The sequence below is a fragment of the Aerococcus vaginalis genome, assembly GCF_053762225.1.
Window position 1 is genome coordinate 1 of the sequence record NZ_JBSMYC010000002.1, and the last position, 17425, is coordinate 17425.

At 44.5% G+C, this 17425-nt stretch carries 15 protein-coding genes and 1 rRNA gene; 3 read left to right on the top strand and 13 right to left on the bottom strand.

Annotation, left to right across the window (positions count from 1 at the left end; all coding sequences use genetic code 11):
• From ACWOEX_RS02195 to rpmH, 10 genes are all read right to left on the bottom strand, one after another.
• Nucleotides 1-80: ribosomal RNA gene (locus tag ACWOEX_RS02195) — 16S ribosomal RNA — on the bottom strand; the annotation flags it as partial.
• A gap of 463 nt (nt 81-543) precedes the next feature.
• Nucleotides 544-1650, bottom strand: a complete 1107-nt coding sequence (gene ald, locus ACWOEX_RS02200) for an alanine dehydrogenase (RefSeq protein WP_455297660.1) — start codon at nt 1648-1650, stop codon at nt 544-546.
• Nucleotides 1651-1791: 141 nt separating this feature from the next.
• Nucleotides 1792-3951, bottom strand: coding sequence for a metallophosphoesterase family protein (locus ACWOEX_RS02205; RefSeq protein ID WP_455297661.1), 2160 nt, complete (start codon nt 3949-3951; stop codon nt 1792-1794).
• Between the two features lie 39 nt (nt 3952-3990).
• A complete protein-coding gene (gene mnmG / locus ACWOEX_RS02210; RefSeq protein ID WP_455297662.1) occupies nt 3991-5916 on the bottom strand; it encodes a tRNA uridine-5-carboxymethylaminomethyl(34) synthesis enzyme MnmG in 1926 nt (641 codons plus the stop codon).
• A gap of 12 nt (nt 5917-5928) precedes the next feature.
• Nucleotides 5929-7323 carry a tRNA uridine-5-carboxymethylaminomethyl(34) synthesis GTPase MnmE gene (gene mnmE, locus ACWOEX_RS02215; RefSeq protein ID WP_455297663.1) on the bottom strand — a complete coding sequence of 465 codons (1395 nt, stop codon included), beginning with the start codon at nt 7321-7323 and terminating at the stop codon, nt 5929-5931.
• Between the two features lie 118 nt (nt 7324-7441).
• Nucleotides 7442-8263, bottom strand: coding sequence for a Cof-type HAD-IIB family hydrolase (locus tag ACWOEX_RS02220; protein WP_455297665.1), 822 nt, complete (start codon nt 8261-8263; stop codon nt 7442-7444).
• A 60-nt stretch (nt 8264-8323) separates the two neighbouring features.
• Nucleotides 8324-9142, bottom strand: a complete 819-nt coding sequence (jag, locus tag ACWOEX_RS02225) for an RNA-binding cell elongation regulator Jag/EloR (protein ID WP_455297667.1) — start codon at nt 9140-9142, stop codon at nt 8324-8326.
• 18 nt (nt 9143-9160) lie between these two features.
• Complete coding sequence (gene yidC, locus ACWOEX_RS02230) at nt 9161-10003, bottom strand: membrane protein insertase YidC (protein WP_455297669.1); 843 nt, start codon at nt 10001-10003, stop codon at nt 9161-9163.
• Nucleotides 9981-10379 (bottom strand): ribonuclease P protein component, encoded by a 399-nt coding sequence (gene rnpA / locus ACWOEX_RS02235; RefSeq protein WP_455297671.1) that lies wholly within the window; start codon nt 10377-10379, stop codon nt 9981-9983. The genes yidC and rnpA overlap by 23 nt, the downstream gene beginning before the upstream one ends.
• Before the next feature lie 148 nt (nt 10380-10527).
• A complete protein-coding gene (gene rpmH, locus ACWOEX_RS02240; RefSeq protein ID WP_455297673.1) occupies nt 10528-10662 on the bottom strand; it encodes a 50S ribosomal protein L34 in 135 nt (44 codons plus the stop codon).
• Nucleotides 10663-10977: 315 nt separating this feature from the next.
• Between rpmH and ACWOEX_RS02245 the strand changes: the two genes are divergently transcribed.
• Nucleotides 10978-12174 (top strand): amidohydrolase, encoded by a 1197-nt coding sequence (locus ACWOEX_RS02245; RefSeq protein ID WP_455297675.1) that lies wholly within the window; start codon nt 10978-10980, stop codon nt 12172-12174.
• A gap of 512 nt (nt 12175-12686) precedes the next feature.
• Here the strand turns inward: ACWOEX_RS02245 and ACWOEX_RS02250 are convergent.
• Nucleotides 12687-13031 carry an AlbA family DNA-binding domain-containing protein gene (locus ACWOEX_RS02250; RefSeq protein ID WP_455297676.1) on the bottom strand — a complete coding sequence of 115 codons (345 nt, stop codon included), beginning with the start codon at nt 13029-13031 and terminating at the stop codon, nt 12687-12689.
• Between the two features lie 256 nt (nt 13032-13287).
• A complete protein-coding gene (locus tag ACWOEX_RS02255) occupies nt 13288-13410 on the bottom strand; it encodes a hypothetical protein (RefSeq protein ID WP_455297677.1) in 123 nt (40 codons plus the stop codon).
• 332 nt (nt 13411-13742) lie between these two features.
• On the opposite strand from ACWOEX_RS02255, the gene ACWOEX_RS02260 reads away from it, so the two are divergent.
• On the top strand, nt 13743-14198 hold the full coding sequence (locus ACWOEX_RS02260; RefSeq protein ID WP_455297678.1) for a hypothetical protein: 456 nt from the start codon (nt 13743-13745) through the stop codon (nt 14196-14198).
• Between the two features lie 82 nt (nt 14199-14280).
• Here ACWOEX_RS02260 and ACWOEX_RS02265 read toward each other — a convergent pair whose 3' ends face one another.
• Nucleotides 14281-15237, bottom strand: a complete 957-nt coding sequence (locus ACWOEX_RS02265) for a nucleoside hydrolase (RefSeq protein WP_455297679.1) — start codon at nt 15235-15237, stop codon at nt 14281-14283.
• A gap of 861 nt (nt 15238-16098) precedes the next feature.
• Here ACWOEX_RS02265 and dnaA point away from each other — a divergent pair.
• Nucleotides 16099-17424: a chromosomal replication initiator protein DnaA gene (dnaA, locus tag ACWOEX_RS02270; protein WP_455297680.1), complete on the top strand. Its 1326-nt coding sequence runs from the start codon at nt 16099-16101 to the stop codon at nt 17422-17424.
• Nucleotide 17425 lies beyond the last annotated feature (1 nt).

Consider the following 17425-nt stretch of genomic DNA (forward strand, 5'->3'; position numbering starts at 1 on the left):
ACCATGATTGTTCGCACGACTTGCATGTATTAGGCATGCCGCCAGCGTTCGTCCTGAGCCAGGATCAAACTCTCATGAAAGATTAATTTCACGAGTTATCGTATCTGACTCGTAAAGTTTGCTGACAATTTATAGTCCGTCAAGACTTTTTGAATTGTTTGGGAGAATCTTGCGATTCATTCCCTGCACATTTTGGTTCGTCTACTTTATTCAGTTTTCAAAGATCTATCGAGTTGCTTCGCTCAATCGAAACAACTTAATCAGTATATCTCATAGACAAGAGCTTGTCAAGAGATTTTTTAAATTTATTTTATCGCTCGTTTTGATGAGATATTCCTCGTTCAAGCGACTTTTAATATAATAGCACGTTTTAGAGTAAAGTCAAGCTTTCTTTTAATCTTTTTTCATTTTTTCACTAAAAAGTGCTATGAAGGCTATGAAAGCGATAATAAGTTTACGCATCATCCATTCATCGATCATTTTTTCGTAAATAAAAAACGCCCGAAAGCGCCATGCTCTCGGGCGTTTAAGATCAGTTAATCATTACAAACTTAATTCGTGGTAATCGAATTCGCTAGTTTCAGCAACACCTTCATTGGTTAGCTGTCCCTTGTAAGTGTTAACCCCTTTGTGGATTGCTGGGTTAGATTTCACTGCTTCTTCAAAACCTTTATTTGCTAATTCAGTGATGTATGCCAATGTTGCGTTAGTCAATGCATAAGTTGATGTCTGTGCCACAGCACCTGGGACGTTAGCAACGGTGTAGTGAATCACATCATCTTTAACGTAAATTGGGTCGTCGTGTGTGGTTGCGTGGTCACTTGTTTCGAAGTTACCACCTTGGTCAATAGCGATATCAACCAATACAGAACCTGGTTCCATTGATTTAACCATTTCTTCAGTTACCAATACTGGTGCTTTCTTACCGGCAACCAATACAGAACCGATCACAATATCAGCGTCTTTCACTTCTTGTTCGATGTTACGTGGGTTAGAAGCTAAAACGTTAACTTCACCGTGGAAGAGTTGATCTAATTCCTTCATACGGTCACCAGGTAATTGAAGGATCGTCACGTTGGCGCCCATACCGTTTGCGATGTATGCTGCGTTGTAACCAACGTTACCCCCACCGATAACGACAACTTTGGCAGGTTTTACGCCTGGTACACCAGCCATAACTTTACCTTTACCGCCTTCGATGCTTTCTAAGTATTGCGCACCAATTTGAGCTGCCATACGTCCAGCAACTTCACTCATTGGGCTCAATAATGGCAAGGAGCCGTCAGCTTCTTGAACGGTTTCGTAAGCCACACCGGTTACGCCACTTTCAAGTAAAGCTTTGGTTAAAGGTTCGTTGTCTGCTAAGTGCAAGTAAGTAAAGAGCAACAATCCTTCGTGGAAATATTTGTATTCCTCTTCGATTGGTTCTTTAACCTTGATGACCATGTCGCTTTCCCAGACTTTCGCAACGTCTGATTCAATGGTCGCACCAACTTCAGTATATTCGTCGTCAAAGATGGCAGAACCTTCACCGGCACCTTTTTCAACAACGACGTCATGACCACCGCGAACTAAAGCATCGACGACTTCTGGTGTCGCAGAAACACGGTTTTCGTTATTCTTGATTTCTTTAGGAATACCAATTTTCATAATTGTAATGTACCTCCTAGAATACATTCATTCACTTGTACAAACAACGGCCACACCCTGATTCCAACAGAGTGATACTGACCGTTCATTGTCATTATAATAAAGATTCTGCCACTTGTAAAAAAATATTTGCCGAAGATTTTAATTTTTCAGTGAAATAATCGTGTCGCGATCTTCTGCGTAATGATAACTGAAATTGTTCTGCTCACCATTACTGATGCTATCTACTACTTCCGCAATCTGTCTCATCATTTCTAAACGCCGCGCTTTCAATTTTGGATTCGAAATCCATTTGTCAACGAGGCGCGGAAACTTATTGAGACGCAGATGGTGCAGGGTATCATAGAGCGAATGACCGATAATCACTTCTGCAAAGTAACGCAGCGTTAATGTCGACGTTTTTCTAAGCAAACGATCATCTTCGAGACGCTCAACGAGATGCGTCGGTTCATCGCCGTATGCCAACCCTTTGAGGATCTTATCGAAAATCGGCGTCACCACTGGCTTCAAGTCGTCTGTCAGATCACGCAGAATCACATCGCCGTCAACGCGCAGCTGATGAATCACTCGTTGCGCCCATTGCGGTTTTGGTGTTTGCCCTTTCAGATAGGTCTGATACACGAGATTACTCATATCCTCAATCGTGTGTCCGTCATTATCTAATTCAAAACCGAGCATGGCATCCATAATTTCCTTGAGCCAATCGATCATCTGTTCCTGATCCTGAAGCACCGTGCGATCGACGTTATCGAGTAAATGTTTGATGACATTTTTGAGATGGTCGTAAGCGATAAAGTAGCGGAGTGGCTGCCGTTTCCCAAAGTGCAGGTTAATAATGACTCCTGCCCCCTGATACTTACGGTCGACCGTCTGCGTAATGTCGTCCGCCCACTGCAAGCGTAATTTGTGGTGACCAAAACGCTTCGAGTTGATCAGATCATATTCACGCCACTCCTCATCCCGTTGTATCAACGATTTGCGAATCAACGCGATGATCGCATCTTCAATATCGCCATCCAAATCATCGAACGCATACGTGACTAGGAGATCGCGTACGGTGAGGTTCTGATACTGCGGAATATTGAGGAAGTAATCGATCATATCGATGATGAAGTCTGTCGTAATGAGCGTCTGCTCGCCATAACTGGTGAAATCTCTGATCGTTTCGTGCACACCATCTAAGGTGATATACGTCACTTCCTCCAAGAATTCTGTTTCACTGGCCAGCTGCAATTTTTCACGCGTTTGATCGAGCGCGAGATGACGCACTACGGACGGAAAAGCCGTCGTTGACCCGGTACAGATGTCGTAGAGCGTGCCGTCCTTTGCGATACTGTTGACGTGCGTATGCCCGGTGAAGACAAAGTGAATGTCCGCTTCACGCATTACCTGAACGGACGTCTTGTCGAGCAGTCTCGGATCATCCGTTTCACGCACAATTTGACGCGCCATCAAATCCGTAAATGATTCGTCCCAGTTACCGATGATGTAATTTGGCATCACATTTTCCTGCGATAAAAAATGCGGAATGAGCGCATGATGCGAGAGGACGAGCACTTCATCCCCGCGATCGTGAGCCTCTGCCGTGACGTCCAATAGCCAACTCAGCTGTGGTCCAGACAACGAACCGATCGTTTCCTTCGCTTCATCGCCGGCTTTGGTGACTTCGGCAGAATAATTGTTGGAATCGAGGCCAATAACTGTAACGCCACCATCTCCTGTCAATTTTTTGGGAATACGTGCCGCATAGGACAAATAACCGTGCGCATAGTAACGGACGGTTTCCGGACGATCATCCGCAAAACGCGTATTAACCTTTTCCAGATAGTTCTCGAAATACGCCGTATCCTTGAACCATTCGATCGCCATCGCATCCTGAGCGAGCGGCGCATAGACGTCCAAGAAATCAGCTGGCGTAAATGGTGGCAAAATCTCTGGTTCGCCCGTCGCCGTATTAAAATCGGCCGCTTCCAGATTATTAATATCGTGGTTACCTGGAATCACAAAGACCGCACGATCCGCTTCAGCCGTCTGCCACTTCATCAATTGATCCGCAATCCACTGGTGCGAAGCGTATTCGCCATCTTTCGTCATATCGCCAGTCACGAGTAAAACATTCGCACCAAAGCGATCGACGAGACTCATCGCAGAACGAAACGCGCCCTCACTCTCGATCGTGAGACCGGTCGTCCCTTTTGAAAATTTACGGAAAGCTTCCGTATCCGCCATCAAATGGCGCGGTAAAACGTGGCAATCCGTCAAAACGGATAACTTTAACGCCTGATTGTTCGGCATGTCCATCTGTGATTCACCTCAGTTCCTATCTAAATTCAAAAGGCTTTACTCAGCTTCTGCTGTTTTCTTACGACGGTTAAAAGTCTCAATATAAACCGCCAAAATCGAAATATCCGCCGGGTTAACGCCCGATACGCGGCTCGCCTGCGCTAACGTGCGCGGCATGATGAGACGCAAGCGCTCTTTAGCTTCGGTCGCGATCCCTTCGATCACATCGTAGTCGATATCGGCTGGAATTTCCTTTGCTTCCATTTTACGCAAACGCGCGACTTGTTTCTTGGCTTTTTCGATATAACCGGCATATTTAATTTGAATTTCAATTTCTTCTTTTTGATGGTTGGTCCAGTCTACATCTTCTATCATCAATGCCAAAATATCATCAATCGACAGTTCCGGACGTTTCAAGAGATCGGCACCGGTAATGCTGTCCTTGAGCTTAGCAGAGCGTTTAGCTGCTAAGAATTCCTGAACGTCATCGGTCGGTTTGATACGCGTATTTTCAAGTGTCTGGATACCTGCTTCAACGACTTCGCGATTCTTCTGATAGAGTGCGTACTGCTCATCCGTCAGTAAGCCGATGTCATGTCCCATATCACTCAAACGCCAATCCGCATTATCGTGACGTAACAGTAAACGATATTCTGCACGTGATGTCAAGAGTCGGTAAGGTTCTGTCGTTCCCTTCGTTACTAAGTCATCGATCATTACACCGATATAACCTTCATCACGACCCAAGATCACAGGTTCTTCGCCCTTAATCTTTTGAACGGCGTTGATCCCAGCCATCAATCCTTGACCAGCCGCTTCTTCGTAACCACTCGTTCCGTTCGTCTGACCGGCTGTGTAGAGTCCAGCAACTTGTTTCGTTTCGAGCGTCGCTTTCAATTGGTGTGGGCGGACGACATCGTATTCGATCGCATAACCGTCACGAATGATCTCAGCCTCTTCCAAACCGGCGATAGAATGTACCATTTCTTCTTGGACATCGGACGGTAGTGAGGTCGATAATCCCTGGAGGTAGATTTCGCCATCGTCGCGCCCTTCCGGTTCGAGGAAGAGTTGATGTTTCGGTTTATCTGCAAAACGGACAATCTTATCCTCGATCGACGGACAGTAACGTGCACCGACCCCTTCAACGATACCGGTGAACATTGGCGCACGCTCCAAGTTATTGCGAACGATCGTGTGTGTGCCATCATTCGTGTACGTCAAGTGACACGGCACCTGATCATCCACGCTCAAGTAATCTTCATCCGGTGTCAAAAAGCTAAAATGATGCGGCTCTGGACTTCCCGGTTGAATCTCTGTCTTCTCAAAATTGATCGTTGATTTCGCTAAACGCGGTGGCGTCCCCGTCTTAAAGCGCGTAATGTCGAAGCCGTATTTGTCATGGAGATTCTTCGTCAATTCGTTCGCTGGCTGTGAGTTATTCGGGCCCGCCTGATACTTGAGGTCACCGATAATAATTTCACCGCGAGCCGCTGTTCCGACTGTCAAAATGACAGCATCACTACGATAAACGGCCCCCGTCTGCGTGATGACACCGCGGCAGACCTGACCTTCATCCGTCTCTTCCACCACTAAATCTTCGACTAATCCCTGACGCAATGTGAGTCGTTCTTGATTTTCGATCGTCATGCGCATTTCCTTCGCATAGTCATCTTTATCTGCTTGCGCACGTAATGCACGGACAGCTGGGCCTTTACCTGTATTCAACATACGCATCTGAATGTAGGTTTTATCGATATTATGACCCATTTCACCACCGAGTGCATCGATTTCACGGACAACGACACCTTTTGCGGGCCCACCGATCGACGGGTTACATGGCATGAATGCGACCATATTGATATTCAACGTCACCAATAACGTCTCCATTCCCATGCGCGCACTCGCTAATGCGGCTTCGGCACCAGCATGGCCACCACCGACGACAATGACATCATATTTTCCTGCTTCGTAGGTTTCCAATCGTCTAACCTCCTATTTTCCTAAACAGAATTCACTGAAGAGTTTCGTAATTAATTCATCCGGTGTATTTTCACCAGTAATTTCACCGAGCAATTCAAAGGCACGTGTGAGGTCGATCTGAATAAGGTCGATCGGCATCATACCCTCAATACCCATCAATACATCGTCGAGCGCGCGATCCGCCTTTTCTAAGAGATCGATCTGACGCGTATTGGTTGGATAGCCGATTTCGCGGTCTCCCGTCTGCCCAGCGAAGAAGAGGTCGTGGATCTGATCACTGATCGCATCCAATCCGTCTTCTTGAAGCATGGAGACATTCAATACTAAATCGTCACCGATTAATTCCTGCAAAGCGTCGGTGTCGAGTTGTTTTGGCAAGTCACATTTGTTTAAGAGAATGATACGCGTTGCATCTTTTGTCAATTCGAGTAACTCGCGGTCCATCTCAGTCAGTGTCTCACTCTGATTCAACAGTAAGAGCACCAAGTCGGATTGTTCGAGCGCTTTACGGCTGCGTTCGACCCCGATACGTTCAACTATATCTTCCGTTTCACGAATACCCGCCGTATCGATCAAGCGCAGCGGCACGCCGCCGACATTAACGTATTCTTCGATCGTATCACGCGTCGTTCCCGCTACATCCGTTACGATCGCTTTTTCTTCGTGAGCGAGGTAGTTCAATAGACTCGATTTACCGACGTTCGGACGGCCGATAATCGCGGTCGTCACCCCATCGCGGAGGATCTTACCTTGTTCAGCATGCGCGAGTAGTTCTTTGATGCGCTGTTGAATCGCGGTTGCGCGCGTCTGCATTTTCTGCAAGGTGATTTCTTCCTCATCGTATTCTGGATAGTCGATATTCACCTCTACTTGAACTAAGGTGTCAGATACTTGATCACGCAACTCACTCACGGTACGTTTCAATGAACCGTCGAGCTGACCCATCGCTTGGCGCGCAGAACGATCCGTCTTCGCACGGATAACATCCATCACAGCTTCGGCCTGTGTCAAGTCGATACGTCCATTCAAGAAGGCACGTTTAGTGAACTCACCCGGTTCAGCCAGCGTTGCCCCTTCTCTCAGCAAGAGACGCAGCACCTGATCCGTCACTACCAGACCACCGTGGCAGTTAATCTCAACAATATCCTCGCGTGTATAGGTCTTTGGCCCGCGCATTACGGTTACCATCGCCTCATCCAACGTTTCATTCGTCTTCGGATCCACTACATGGCCGTAATGAATCGTGTGGGTATCCTGTTTAGCGAGGCGCTTCTTGCCCATTTTGTACACTTTATCGGCGATCTCAATCGCATCATCACCGGATAAACGGACGATACTGATCCCACCTTCACCGACTGGCGTCGAAATCGCTGCAATTGTTTCTAATCCTTCACTCACTGTTGTCACCTATCCTTTGAATCGCTTTCCAATAAAAAAAGTGCCCACCTTCCCCACCATATGTTTTATACATTGGCGGTAGAAGAAGACACTTTGACTGTCTCAGTCTATCGTTAACTGTTAATAATTATTTCTGATTTAATACGTATTTTTTGAGGGCTTTACCCATACCGCTGTTTTCATTGGTATCGGTCACGTGATCAGCCACTTCTTTAGCTACAGGGTTAGCGTTTCCCATCGCTACACTCGTTCCTGCAAATTCTAACATTTCAACATCGTTGTGTTCATCACCGATCGCTAAAATGTTTTCCGGTGCGATATCCAATTCCTTTGTGAGCTTCTTGAGCGCAAAAGATTTATCGATACCGACTGGAATGAATTCCACGAGTTCACGCATTGAACGAATGACACGAACCACATCGTGCAACTCATCCGGAATACGCGCTTCGATCGCGTCGATATCTTCCGGATCACCGACCACCAATAACTTGTAGAGGTCGTCACGCTGAGCGATATCTTCGAGTTCGACTTTGTTGGTAGGCATACGCAACGTTTCAGCCTCGAATGCCATACGTTCGTCAAGTTCGCCACCCGCATAGTAGAAGTCACGCTCCGTCATCGCAATGACGCTCTGGCCATCGAGTTCGCCGACGAATGAAAGTACGGATTGCACGCCTTCTTTGGAGATAGTATATCCATCCAATAATTCATAGTCGGACAATCGATAGGTGGCCGCACCATTTTGTACAATAGTAAATTCGTCGTCACCATCGAAACCGAGCTGTTTAATATAAGGTTCTACACCACTGATCGCGCGCCCTGTACAGATGACGACCTTAATCCCAGCATCACGCACTGCATGCATGGCTTGGATATTTTCTTCCGTCAGGTGTTTGTCTTCATTTAATGCTGTACCGTCCATATCGATTGCTACTAATTCAATTGCCATTATCGAGCCTCCTCAAACGTTATTTAATCATTTTCTATGTGCGAATGCTACTCAGAGGGCTCAATCCTTATATGAAGCAACCAAATAACGGTACGGTTCGCGTCCTTCAGAGTGAGTTTTGATGTTTGGATATTGCGCCAACAAGTTGTGGACGATCTTGCGTTCACCCGCTGGTAGTGGATCCAAATACACCGTGTCGTGATCCGTCATCACATCATGCGCCACGCGTTTCGCCAAACGTTCCAAAATCGCGTAACGACGCTCGCGGTAATCATCAACGTCCAGTGACACGTGGACACCGTTTCGAACGTAACGATGCGTCAACACTTGCACGAGTATTTCGAGCGCATTAATGATCTTACCGTGTTTACCAATGACGAGTCCTGGTTTATCGGTCATAATCTGGTAGACGATGACATCATTCTCATCGATCACGTCAACCGTCACATCATCAACACCATACTTATGCAACACATCAATAATGTAGTGCGCGACATCTTCAACATCGTGCCATTCTTCCTCTGTTTCAGCGTGCGTCATCGTTTCTGAAGCCTCTGCTTTTGCTGTTTCGATAGCGTCAACTTCTGATTCAACAACTGCGCCAGTCGCTACCACTTCGTCGTGAGCAGGTTCAGTGATAGTCTCTGGCACGTCCAATGCGACCGCCTCTGATTCCATATCGACAGTCTCTGCCACTTCCGTCACGATATTTTTGGGTATTAAACTGACAACCGCTGCACGTTCGCCCAATCCGAGGAATCCTTTACGCGATTCCTGGAGAATTTTGACATGCACGTCATCGAGGGTTACATGCTGATCAGCGAGTCCTTTTTGAATCGCTGCTTCGACACTTTTGCCTTCGTATGTTCCGACTTCCATCCCAAAATCCCTTCTAAATTATCGATTTCTGCGACGTGCTTTACGCAAGCGACGTTCGAGATCTTTTTTCTTTTGTTCAGCTTCTTTACGTTCACGCTGTTTCTTGTACGGATTGTTCAACAACAACGTCTGTACAACAGAAAAGGCGGTCGTTGTCACCATGTACAAGGAAATGGCACTTGCCAAACCAAACGTAATAAAGAAGATAAAGACGGGCATTACCCACTGCAATACTTTCGCGGTACCACCCGTGTTACCCGTCTGTACCTGCATCAAGTAACTGTTGTACCAGGTCAATCCTGCAGTCACTAACGGCAGGATAAAGAATGGGTCGCGTTCGCCCAAGTTCATCCAGAGGAAACTGCCCTGGGTCAATTCAGGTGAACGGACGATGGCTTGATACACTGCCATCAAAATTGGCAACTGAATCAATAAAGGCAAGAAAGAGAGCCATGGATTGTAGCCCGCTTCTTCCTGTAATTGTTTCATTTCTGCCTGGAATTTTTGCTGCGTTTCAATATCTTTTGATGAGTATTTCTCGCGCAACTCGTTCATTTTAGGTTGAACGGCTTGCATCTTCGCGGTGGAGTTTTGCTGGAATTGATATAACGGAATCAATAGCGTACGCACAATAATCGTAAAGATAATAATACCGAACGCATAATAGCCACCGAAGAAGTTCGAAATCGCAATAATGATTCGTTGGAGGTTGTAGAGAATCGTACGATCCCAGAAACCTGTTGAATTCTCATTAATCATTGGCATACCGGTACGATTCGCCGCACACCCTGCCAAAACGAAGACGAACAACGCGATCAACATCAAAACATAGACTTTTTTAGACTGTTTTTTTGTGTTCAAGGTGTTCTTCTCTCCCGGGTGCCACATCGCTAATGGCCAATGACTTCAATAATCCCGCGCGCTTTAATACGTGGATCAAGCTCGATTTCACCTGCACCTGATCCATCTGCGCGACCGGACGTCTCGCAATAATAATGAAGTCAACATTCGATTTGATACTCGGTTTGAGTTCCGAGAGCGCCTGGCGGATCCGCCGCTTCACCTGATTACGGCACACGGCATTCCCAATACGCTTGCCGACTGAGATCCCCACACGAAAATGCGGTTGCTCCTTCTCCAGCGTATAGACGACAAACTGGTGATTCGATGAATTCTTTCCATGATGAAAGACGCGATCGAAATCTTTCTCGGATTTTACGCGATAGCTTTTACGCAACGTACTCCCTCCGAAATCTCATAATTACTGCGTGACAGGCATTCAATCATTAACGATATCGCACTAAAAATTCTCTAGAATAAAAAATTAACGCAAACGAAAATGGTTCGCTCACGTTATAAAAAAAGACCACAGTCTTTTTGCGGTCTTATGCAGATAAACGTTTTCTTCCTTTGAGACGACGACGACGCAAGACTGCACGTCCATCTTTCGTTTGCATACGTTGACGGAATCCGTGTTTCTTCTTGCGAGAGCGTTTGTTTGGTTGGTACGTTCTTTTCACAACAGACACCTCCTATGATTCGAGATTATGGTACCTCTTGGCAAACATATGCTCAAAAAGGCACTTAACGGAAACATTTTAGCATAATCTGCCCGTAAGTCAAAACAAAAATCGCAATTTTTCGCGTCAAATCATGAAAAAATATCTATTTTTCTCTTAAACCTCAACGACCTACTTCCAGCTCATCAATCAGTCAAATCACGCAGCCAAATCACGAAAATTAAGTGCGTAAATCATATAATCCTTTATCAATGTTGTGAAAAAGTGATAAAGTAATATATGAACTGTTGATCAAACGATACAAGGAGGGTATCTATGAACGACTCAATCAAAAAAATCTATAGCTACTTAGACGACGTCGAAGAAGATATGATCAAATGGCGTCGTCACTTCCACGAAAATGCTGAAAAATCTTTCGAGGAAGAAAAAACGGCCAAAGCCATTGCTGAATTCTACGAACCGCTCGACTGCGAACTCAAAACCAACGTCGGTAACGGTTATGGGATGACAGTTGACATCGATTCCGGCAAACCAGGTAAAACAATCGCCTTGCGTGCCGACTTCGATGCGTTACCAATCAAGGAAGACACTGGTTTGTCTTTCGCTTCTAAAACCGACGCGATGCACGCCTGCGGACACGACGGACACACGGCCTACATCATGCAGCTCGCCAAAATCTTAATCGAACACAAAGATCTCTGGAACGGTAAAGTGCGTATCCTGCACCAAAACGCCGAAGAAGAATCTCCAGGTGGCGCAAAATCCATGGTAGAAGCTGGCTGCTTAGATGGTGTCGACCACGTCATCGGTGCTCACGTCATGAGCGATATGCCAGTCGGTAGCGTTCACTACGCACTCGGTAACGCACAGACCGGACGTGACGCCTTCACCCTTGATATCAAAGGACAAGGTGGCCACGCGTCGCAACCAAACCGTGCGAAAGACGCTGTCGTTGCGGCCGCATACTTCGTCACACAGGCACAAACCGTTATCAGTCGCCGCGTCGACCCATTCGAAATGTGTACAGTAACGATCGGTAACTTGGACGGTACAGGCCCACGTAACGCCGTGAACGGCCACGCCTACCTCGAAGGTGACATCCGTTACTTGGACGATGCCACACAGAAAAAAGCACAGGACGCGCTCGAACACCTCGCACACGCCTTGGAAGAAGCGTTCGAAGTTGAAACGGAATTCCACTACGAAAAAGATTATCCGTTATTACACAATGATGAAGACTTCACAAAAGCCGTCGTTGAAGCGATCGAAGACAACCGCTTCGAACAATTGACGGATGTTGTTTCTCAGGGACCAGAAGCCCCATCTGAAGACTTCGCCTACTACGCAAGTGAAGTACCAAGTACCTTCTTATGGATCGGTTGTAAAGCGGAAGACCAGGACGCACATCCAGTCTACCCACACCACCATCCAAAATTCTACATGGATGAAGGTGCCTTGATCGTCGCTGCTAAATCTGTAGCGAGCGCAACACTCACGTTATTAGACGCTTAATCATTTGAATTTATATAATATAAATGAAAAGAACACCTCTGAAAAAATCGGAGGTGTTCTTTTGGATACTAATCGAATTTGTTTGTGTTTCATAAAAAGCTACCAGTATTTCCGTGCTGATAAACTTTGTGTTCTTCGATAGCTTTTATCTTGTTCTGGACCAATTATTACATCACACTACTAAGAATTCATATTTATATATTTTATTTATCCACATTTTTAAAATAATAAAAGTAAATAGAAATAATTAAATAATAAAACATGATTAGAGTAGCAGTCGTTTCAAATCCAGCAAAATTATTTTTAGCAATTAAAAAATGCCATACTATACTAGCTATTAAAACGGCTAACGGAAAATTTACAAAAAAATTCTTTTCCATCTAAACACAACTCAAAGATAGTAATGGCTAATTTCTCATTGAACCGTTTCAGTAACCGATCGAATGTGAGCAACGTCATTTGTGCAGGTAAATCTTCAAAATTAAGATTTGAACCTCTCAGAATGAGACGTTTCATCTCTTCGGTAGAGACCGGTATCGTCGCCGTATCCTGTCTTTGATAGTTTTCTCTTTATACATATATGGTACATCTTGTCCCAAAGAAACAGTCAAAGTCAAAATGCTGGTACTATCTTCGTAATCAATACTAAATGGTGGAATTGGACTAATCTCATCATTAATTTGATTTTTAATATCCAAACAAAACGTTATCGGATCATCCGCACCAACAATCGTCCCATCATCGCGAATCCCAAATTTAATCTCACCGCCAGCGTAATTCGCAAAAGCGGTCACTGTCTTGAGATATATTTTATTCTTATCTTCCTTAAATTCTAATTGTTGCGTTTCTCTCATCATTATCCCTCCCTTTTAATAATTGTATGCTTATTGTATGCATGAAACGAGACGATAATCGTACGATCGTATCATTATTTGATACAATTATTGTATTATCGTACGATTTATTGAAACGATGAGACAATCAATATGTGAAGGAAATCAGTCATGAAACGACGCTAAAGTTCTGTATTATTCACAGAATTTCAGCTGTTTTTTTATTTATTTTATATTTTAATCTTTAATCCGGGATCACATGCAATACCTCATGCATCATCTATTTGAAGCGTTCATGATCGACAACTTCGCAGACACGCACGTTCGCTGGCTGACCGAGTAAATTCGTGCGGTCAACCGAGCTATACCCGCGCGTAATCTCGCCGTGCGTCTCAACATCCACGTAAAAGACCCGAGTACATTCTTGTGGATCAGCTGCAAATCACCGGATCAGGACAAGCACCCCGCTTACCCGTACCACCACCCGAAATTCTATATGGATGAAGATGCACTACTGATCGCCTCGAAAACGGTCGCTTGTGCAGCCATTAGGTATTTGAACGAAAAATAATTTAAATCATGTACAAAAGTAGCTTCCCTATCACATTAAAGGACGTTATTTTTTATTTTTTGAGCATTTAGGCATGCACAAACTTTATTTTTTTGGTATCCTTATTGCCTATATGGCTGAAACCATGGAGTATATACCAATTATGAAAGGAGAACATATTATCCATGAATACTTATTTCAAGATTAAAGGAATCGCGTTCCCGCTCGTCATGGGGTCTGTTATGCCAATCCTCATGCCACTTTCTAAAGGCCAACCGATTCACTTTCCTGGAATATTGATCGACGTTGTTATCTTTGTCGCCCTCGCCTTTCTAATCGCAGGATTGATTATCGATATTCCGAAACTCAATCACTCATTTATGGCGATGTTGCACTTAGACGACAAGGAAAACTTCTTCACCATCGTCATCGAACAAGTCCCAACTGCTATTATCTTTTCAATTATTATGGGATTGGTTGGATTGTTATTGCATGCCCCAGCATACAACAGCCAAGTATTCCTCGGCTTCTTCAAGGGGTTACCGATGGATATCATTATCACGGTTATTGTTGAGACAATCCTTGAACTTATTTTAATTTACATCGTTAAGCCCTTGGTGCTCAAAAATGCGAAAAACTAATGATCAACTGATCATTTAACCATAAAACAAAAGCCATCCGCTAAGTGGATGGCTTTTTTATGCCCTAAATTTGAATAAATATTTAATCCGGGATCGCATGCAATACTTCATGCATCATCTGTTTGAAACGTTCGTGATCAACAACTTCGCAGACACGGACGTTCGCTGGTTTTCCAAGCAAGTTGGTGCGGTCAACTGAACTGTAACCGCGTGTAATTTCACCGTGTGTTTCGACATCCACGTAAAATTCTGGCGCTTCTAGCATCAAGGAATTGTCATATGCGATAGCAACCATGAGTGAGTCGGTATGCGTAATCCCTGCAGAACCGTTCACTTTCATATCGTGTGCTTTCGCTAGGGCGGTGGTATCCTGGTAGAATTTCGTCCCTTTGTTTGGTGTACCGACAATTTCCGCTTCATCTTCGGCGTTCATCGTCCCGTAATCCATACACATGCGCCAATCGACCATCGTCATCGGCACTCCAGATTTCAAAACGAGCTTCGCCGCTTCAGGGTCCGTGTAGAAGTTGTATTCAGCAGCAGGTGTCGCATTACCGAGCGTATTGTTCGCCCCACCCATGATGTAGAGGTGTTTGATCAGAGGCAAAATACTTGGATCTTTCTGGAAAGCGAGCGCAATATTTGTAAGTGGCGCAATCGCTAGGAGTTCGAGTTCGCCATCGAGTTCGTGCGCCATGTCGATAATAAAATCAACCGCATGACCTTCATGAACTTCACGGTCCACCGGATGCATTTCAACATTTCCCATCCCATTCGGACCGAAAATATATTCAACCGTTACGTGTTTCTCTTCTCCAATATTCAATAACGGACGTTCTGCCCCTTTGTATACGGGTACGTCAACTTCTGGCTGATAGAGATCGACTGTAAATAGTGCATTCTCAACTTCCTGATCGAAATCGACATTCCCACCGCAGACAGTGATACCCTTTACGTCGAAGTAATGCATAGCAGTCAAAATCGCAATCGCATCATCCCCCGCCACATCAGTATCAATAATAACTGGTCGTTTGGACATGATATTTCCTCCTTTGATAGTCTCTTCATAAAACTATGAAGTATTTCATTATAGCGCTATCATTATTGGTTGTCATACATTTACTGGAGGTTAGATATATAAATTAACTGACAGCATATACTTCCTAACATTATTTTTTATTCATCTTCATCATCTGATGTCAATATTATGATTATTGACATTCCGAACGTTAGAATCGCCAGTGCGAAATCTAATAAAATCTCATTTGACGTATGATTATACCCAATAATAAGTAACGTTGGAATATAGAGAAATGGTATATATTTCCATCGCTTTTTTGTGATTGGCTTGAGTTTTATAATAGACGTTCTCTTTCTATCAATGGTGAAATAATAATTCGATAAAATAAAGACGATACCTCTAATCAGTAAACTGAAATTATTAAACCTATCAAAATTTTCAAATACCTTCATTTTTTCCTATTTATCCGTTAATATTTCGAGCATTTTTAGCGTTTATAGTAATGAGTTTTCCACCGAATTATTCGATGTGGATACACAACCATTGAATTTCCTGTGAATTTTAATTTCTGAAGTGTGAGTTATACACCGACTATTACACACAGTTATTAACAATTCACAGAAAAGAGACAACTTATCCACAGTTGGGGATAACTATTCTTTCATTGCTTTAGATTAAGGATTTACGGCATTAAATTTGTCCACATCTCATTAAAAATCAGTAGATTTCAGAGTAATACACATGGATATCAACAGGATGTGGAAAACCTCAATGTGATTTGGTGGATTTCGTTATGCACATCTGCGATTTCTCTGTGGAAAACTACTTCACATCATGATACACTTAATACGATAAACGCTTAGAAAGGAATCGATAGCTATGTCCGTTATGGAGGACTTATGGAAGCGAATCTTAGATTACTTCCGTGAACAAATGACAGCGGCGAGTTTTGATACGTGGATTGCCGATTTAACGCCGCTTCGTCTCGCCAACGATACGCTCTATCTCCAAGCATCATCCGACCTGCACAAACAACAGATCGAGAAACACTATCTCGTGCAAATGCGTCAGGTGATGATGGAATTTCTCGACCGCGATGCTTACATCGAAGTGGAAGTCGAAAGCAACAATAAAGTAGCGAACTTTACACAGTCGAAGGAACAGAATAATGAATCATCCTACGAGAATAGCGCCTTAAATCCGAAGTACACCTTCGATAATTTCATTGTCGGAGACGGGAATAAGATGGCCCGTGCAGCGGCGATGGCAGTGGCGGCAAGTCCTGGTGTCGAATACAATCCGCTCTTTCTCTATGGGGGCGTGGGACTCGGTAAGACGCACTTGATGCAGGCGATCGGACACGAAATTCTCGCGAATAATCCGAATGCCAAGGTGAAATACGTGACGAGTGAGCAGTTTACGAACGACTTTGTGGAAGCGATCCGCAATCACTCGACACCACAATTCCACGAAGAATACCGTACCGTTGACCTCTTATTGGTCGATGATATTCAGTTCATCGGCGGCAATAAGCAATCGACACAGGAAGAGTTCTTCCACACATTCAATGCGCTCTACAACAATAATAAGCACATTGTCTTGACGAGTGACCGTGATGCGAGTCAGATCCCAGAACTCGAAAACCGCTTAGTATCGCGCTTTAAGCAGGGACTTTCAACCGATATTACGCCACCGGATTTGGAAACACGTATCGCGATTTTGCGCAATAAAGCCGAAATCAACCACATCGACGTCTCCAACGAAACGATGACGTATATTGCGGGCCAGATCGATAGTAACGTGCGTGAATTAGAAGGGGCATTGACGTCCGTAAATGCGTACGCCAAGATGATGAATGAACCGCTGACGCTCGATGTCGCTGCCAAAGCGCTAAGAAACTACAAGAACGAGAGCTCGAAGAACGTGACAACCATTCCGCGTATTCAGCAGGTCGTGGCCGATTACTTCGATATTACAGTTGAAGATTTAACCGGCAAAACGCGTAAACGTTCGATCGTCGTCCCACGTCAGATTGCGATGTATCTCGCACGTGAAATTACCAAGGATTCCTTGCCGACAATCGGTAAAGAATTCGGCGGCAAAGACCATACCACCGTCATGCATGCGGTCGAACGTGTCGAAACGCTCTTGAAAGAATCACCAGATACACGAAGTGATATTTCAAGCATCAAAAATCTACTCTAGG

Coding starts and splice junctions, on each gene's coding strand:
- ald (WP_455297660.1), bottom strand. CDS start 1,650: ATGAAAATTGGTATTCCTAAAGAAATCAAGAATAACGAAAACCGTGTT.
- ACWOEX_RS02205 (WP_455297661.1), bottom strand. CDS start 3,951: ATGGACATGCCGAACAATCAGGCGTTAAAGTTATCCGTTTTGACGGAT.
- ACWOEX_RS02220 (WP_455297665.1), bottom strand. CDS start 8,263: ATGGCAATTGAATTAGTAGCAATCGATATGGACGGTACAGCATTAAAT.
- jag (WP_455297667.1), bottom strand. CDS start 9,142: ATGGAAGTCGGAACATACGAAGGCAAAAGTGTCGAAGCAGCGATTCAA.
- ACWOEX_RS02245 (WP_455297675.1), top strand. CDS start 10,978: ATGAACGACTCAATCAAAAAAATCTATAGCTACTTAGACGACGTCGAA.
- ACWOEX_RS02250 (WP_455297676.1), bottom strand. CDS start 13,031: ATGATGAGAGAAACGCAACAATTAGAATTTAAGGAAGATAAGAATAAA.
- ACWOEX_RS02260 (WP_455297678.1), top strand. CDS start 13,743: ATGAATACTTATTTCAAGATTAAAGGAATCGCGTTCCCGCTCGTCATG.
- ACWOEX_RS02265 (WP_455297679.1), bottom strand. CDS start 15,237: ATGTCCAAACGACCAGTTATTATTGATACTGATGTGGCGGGGGATGAT.
- dnaA (WP_455297680.1), top strand. CDS start 16,099: ATGTCCGTTATGGAGGACTTATGGAAGCGAATCTTAGATTACTTCCGT.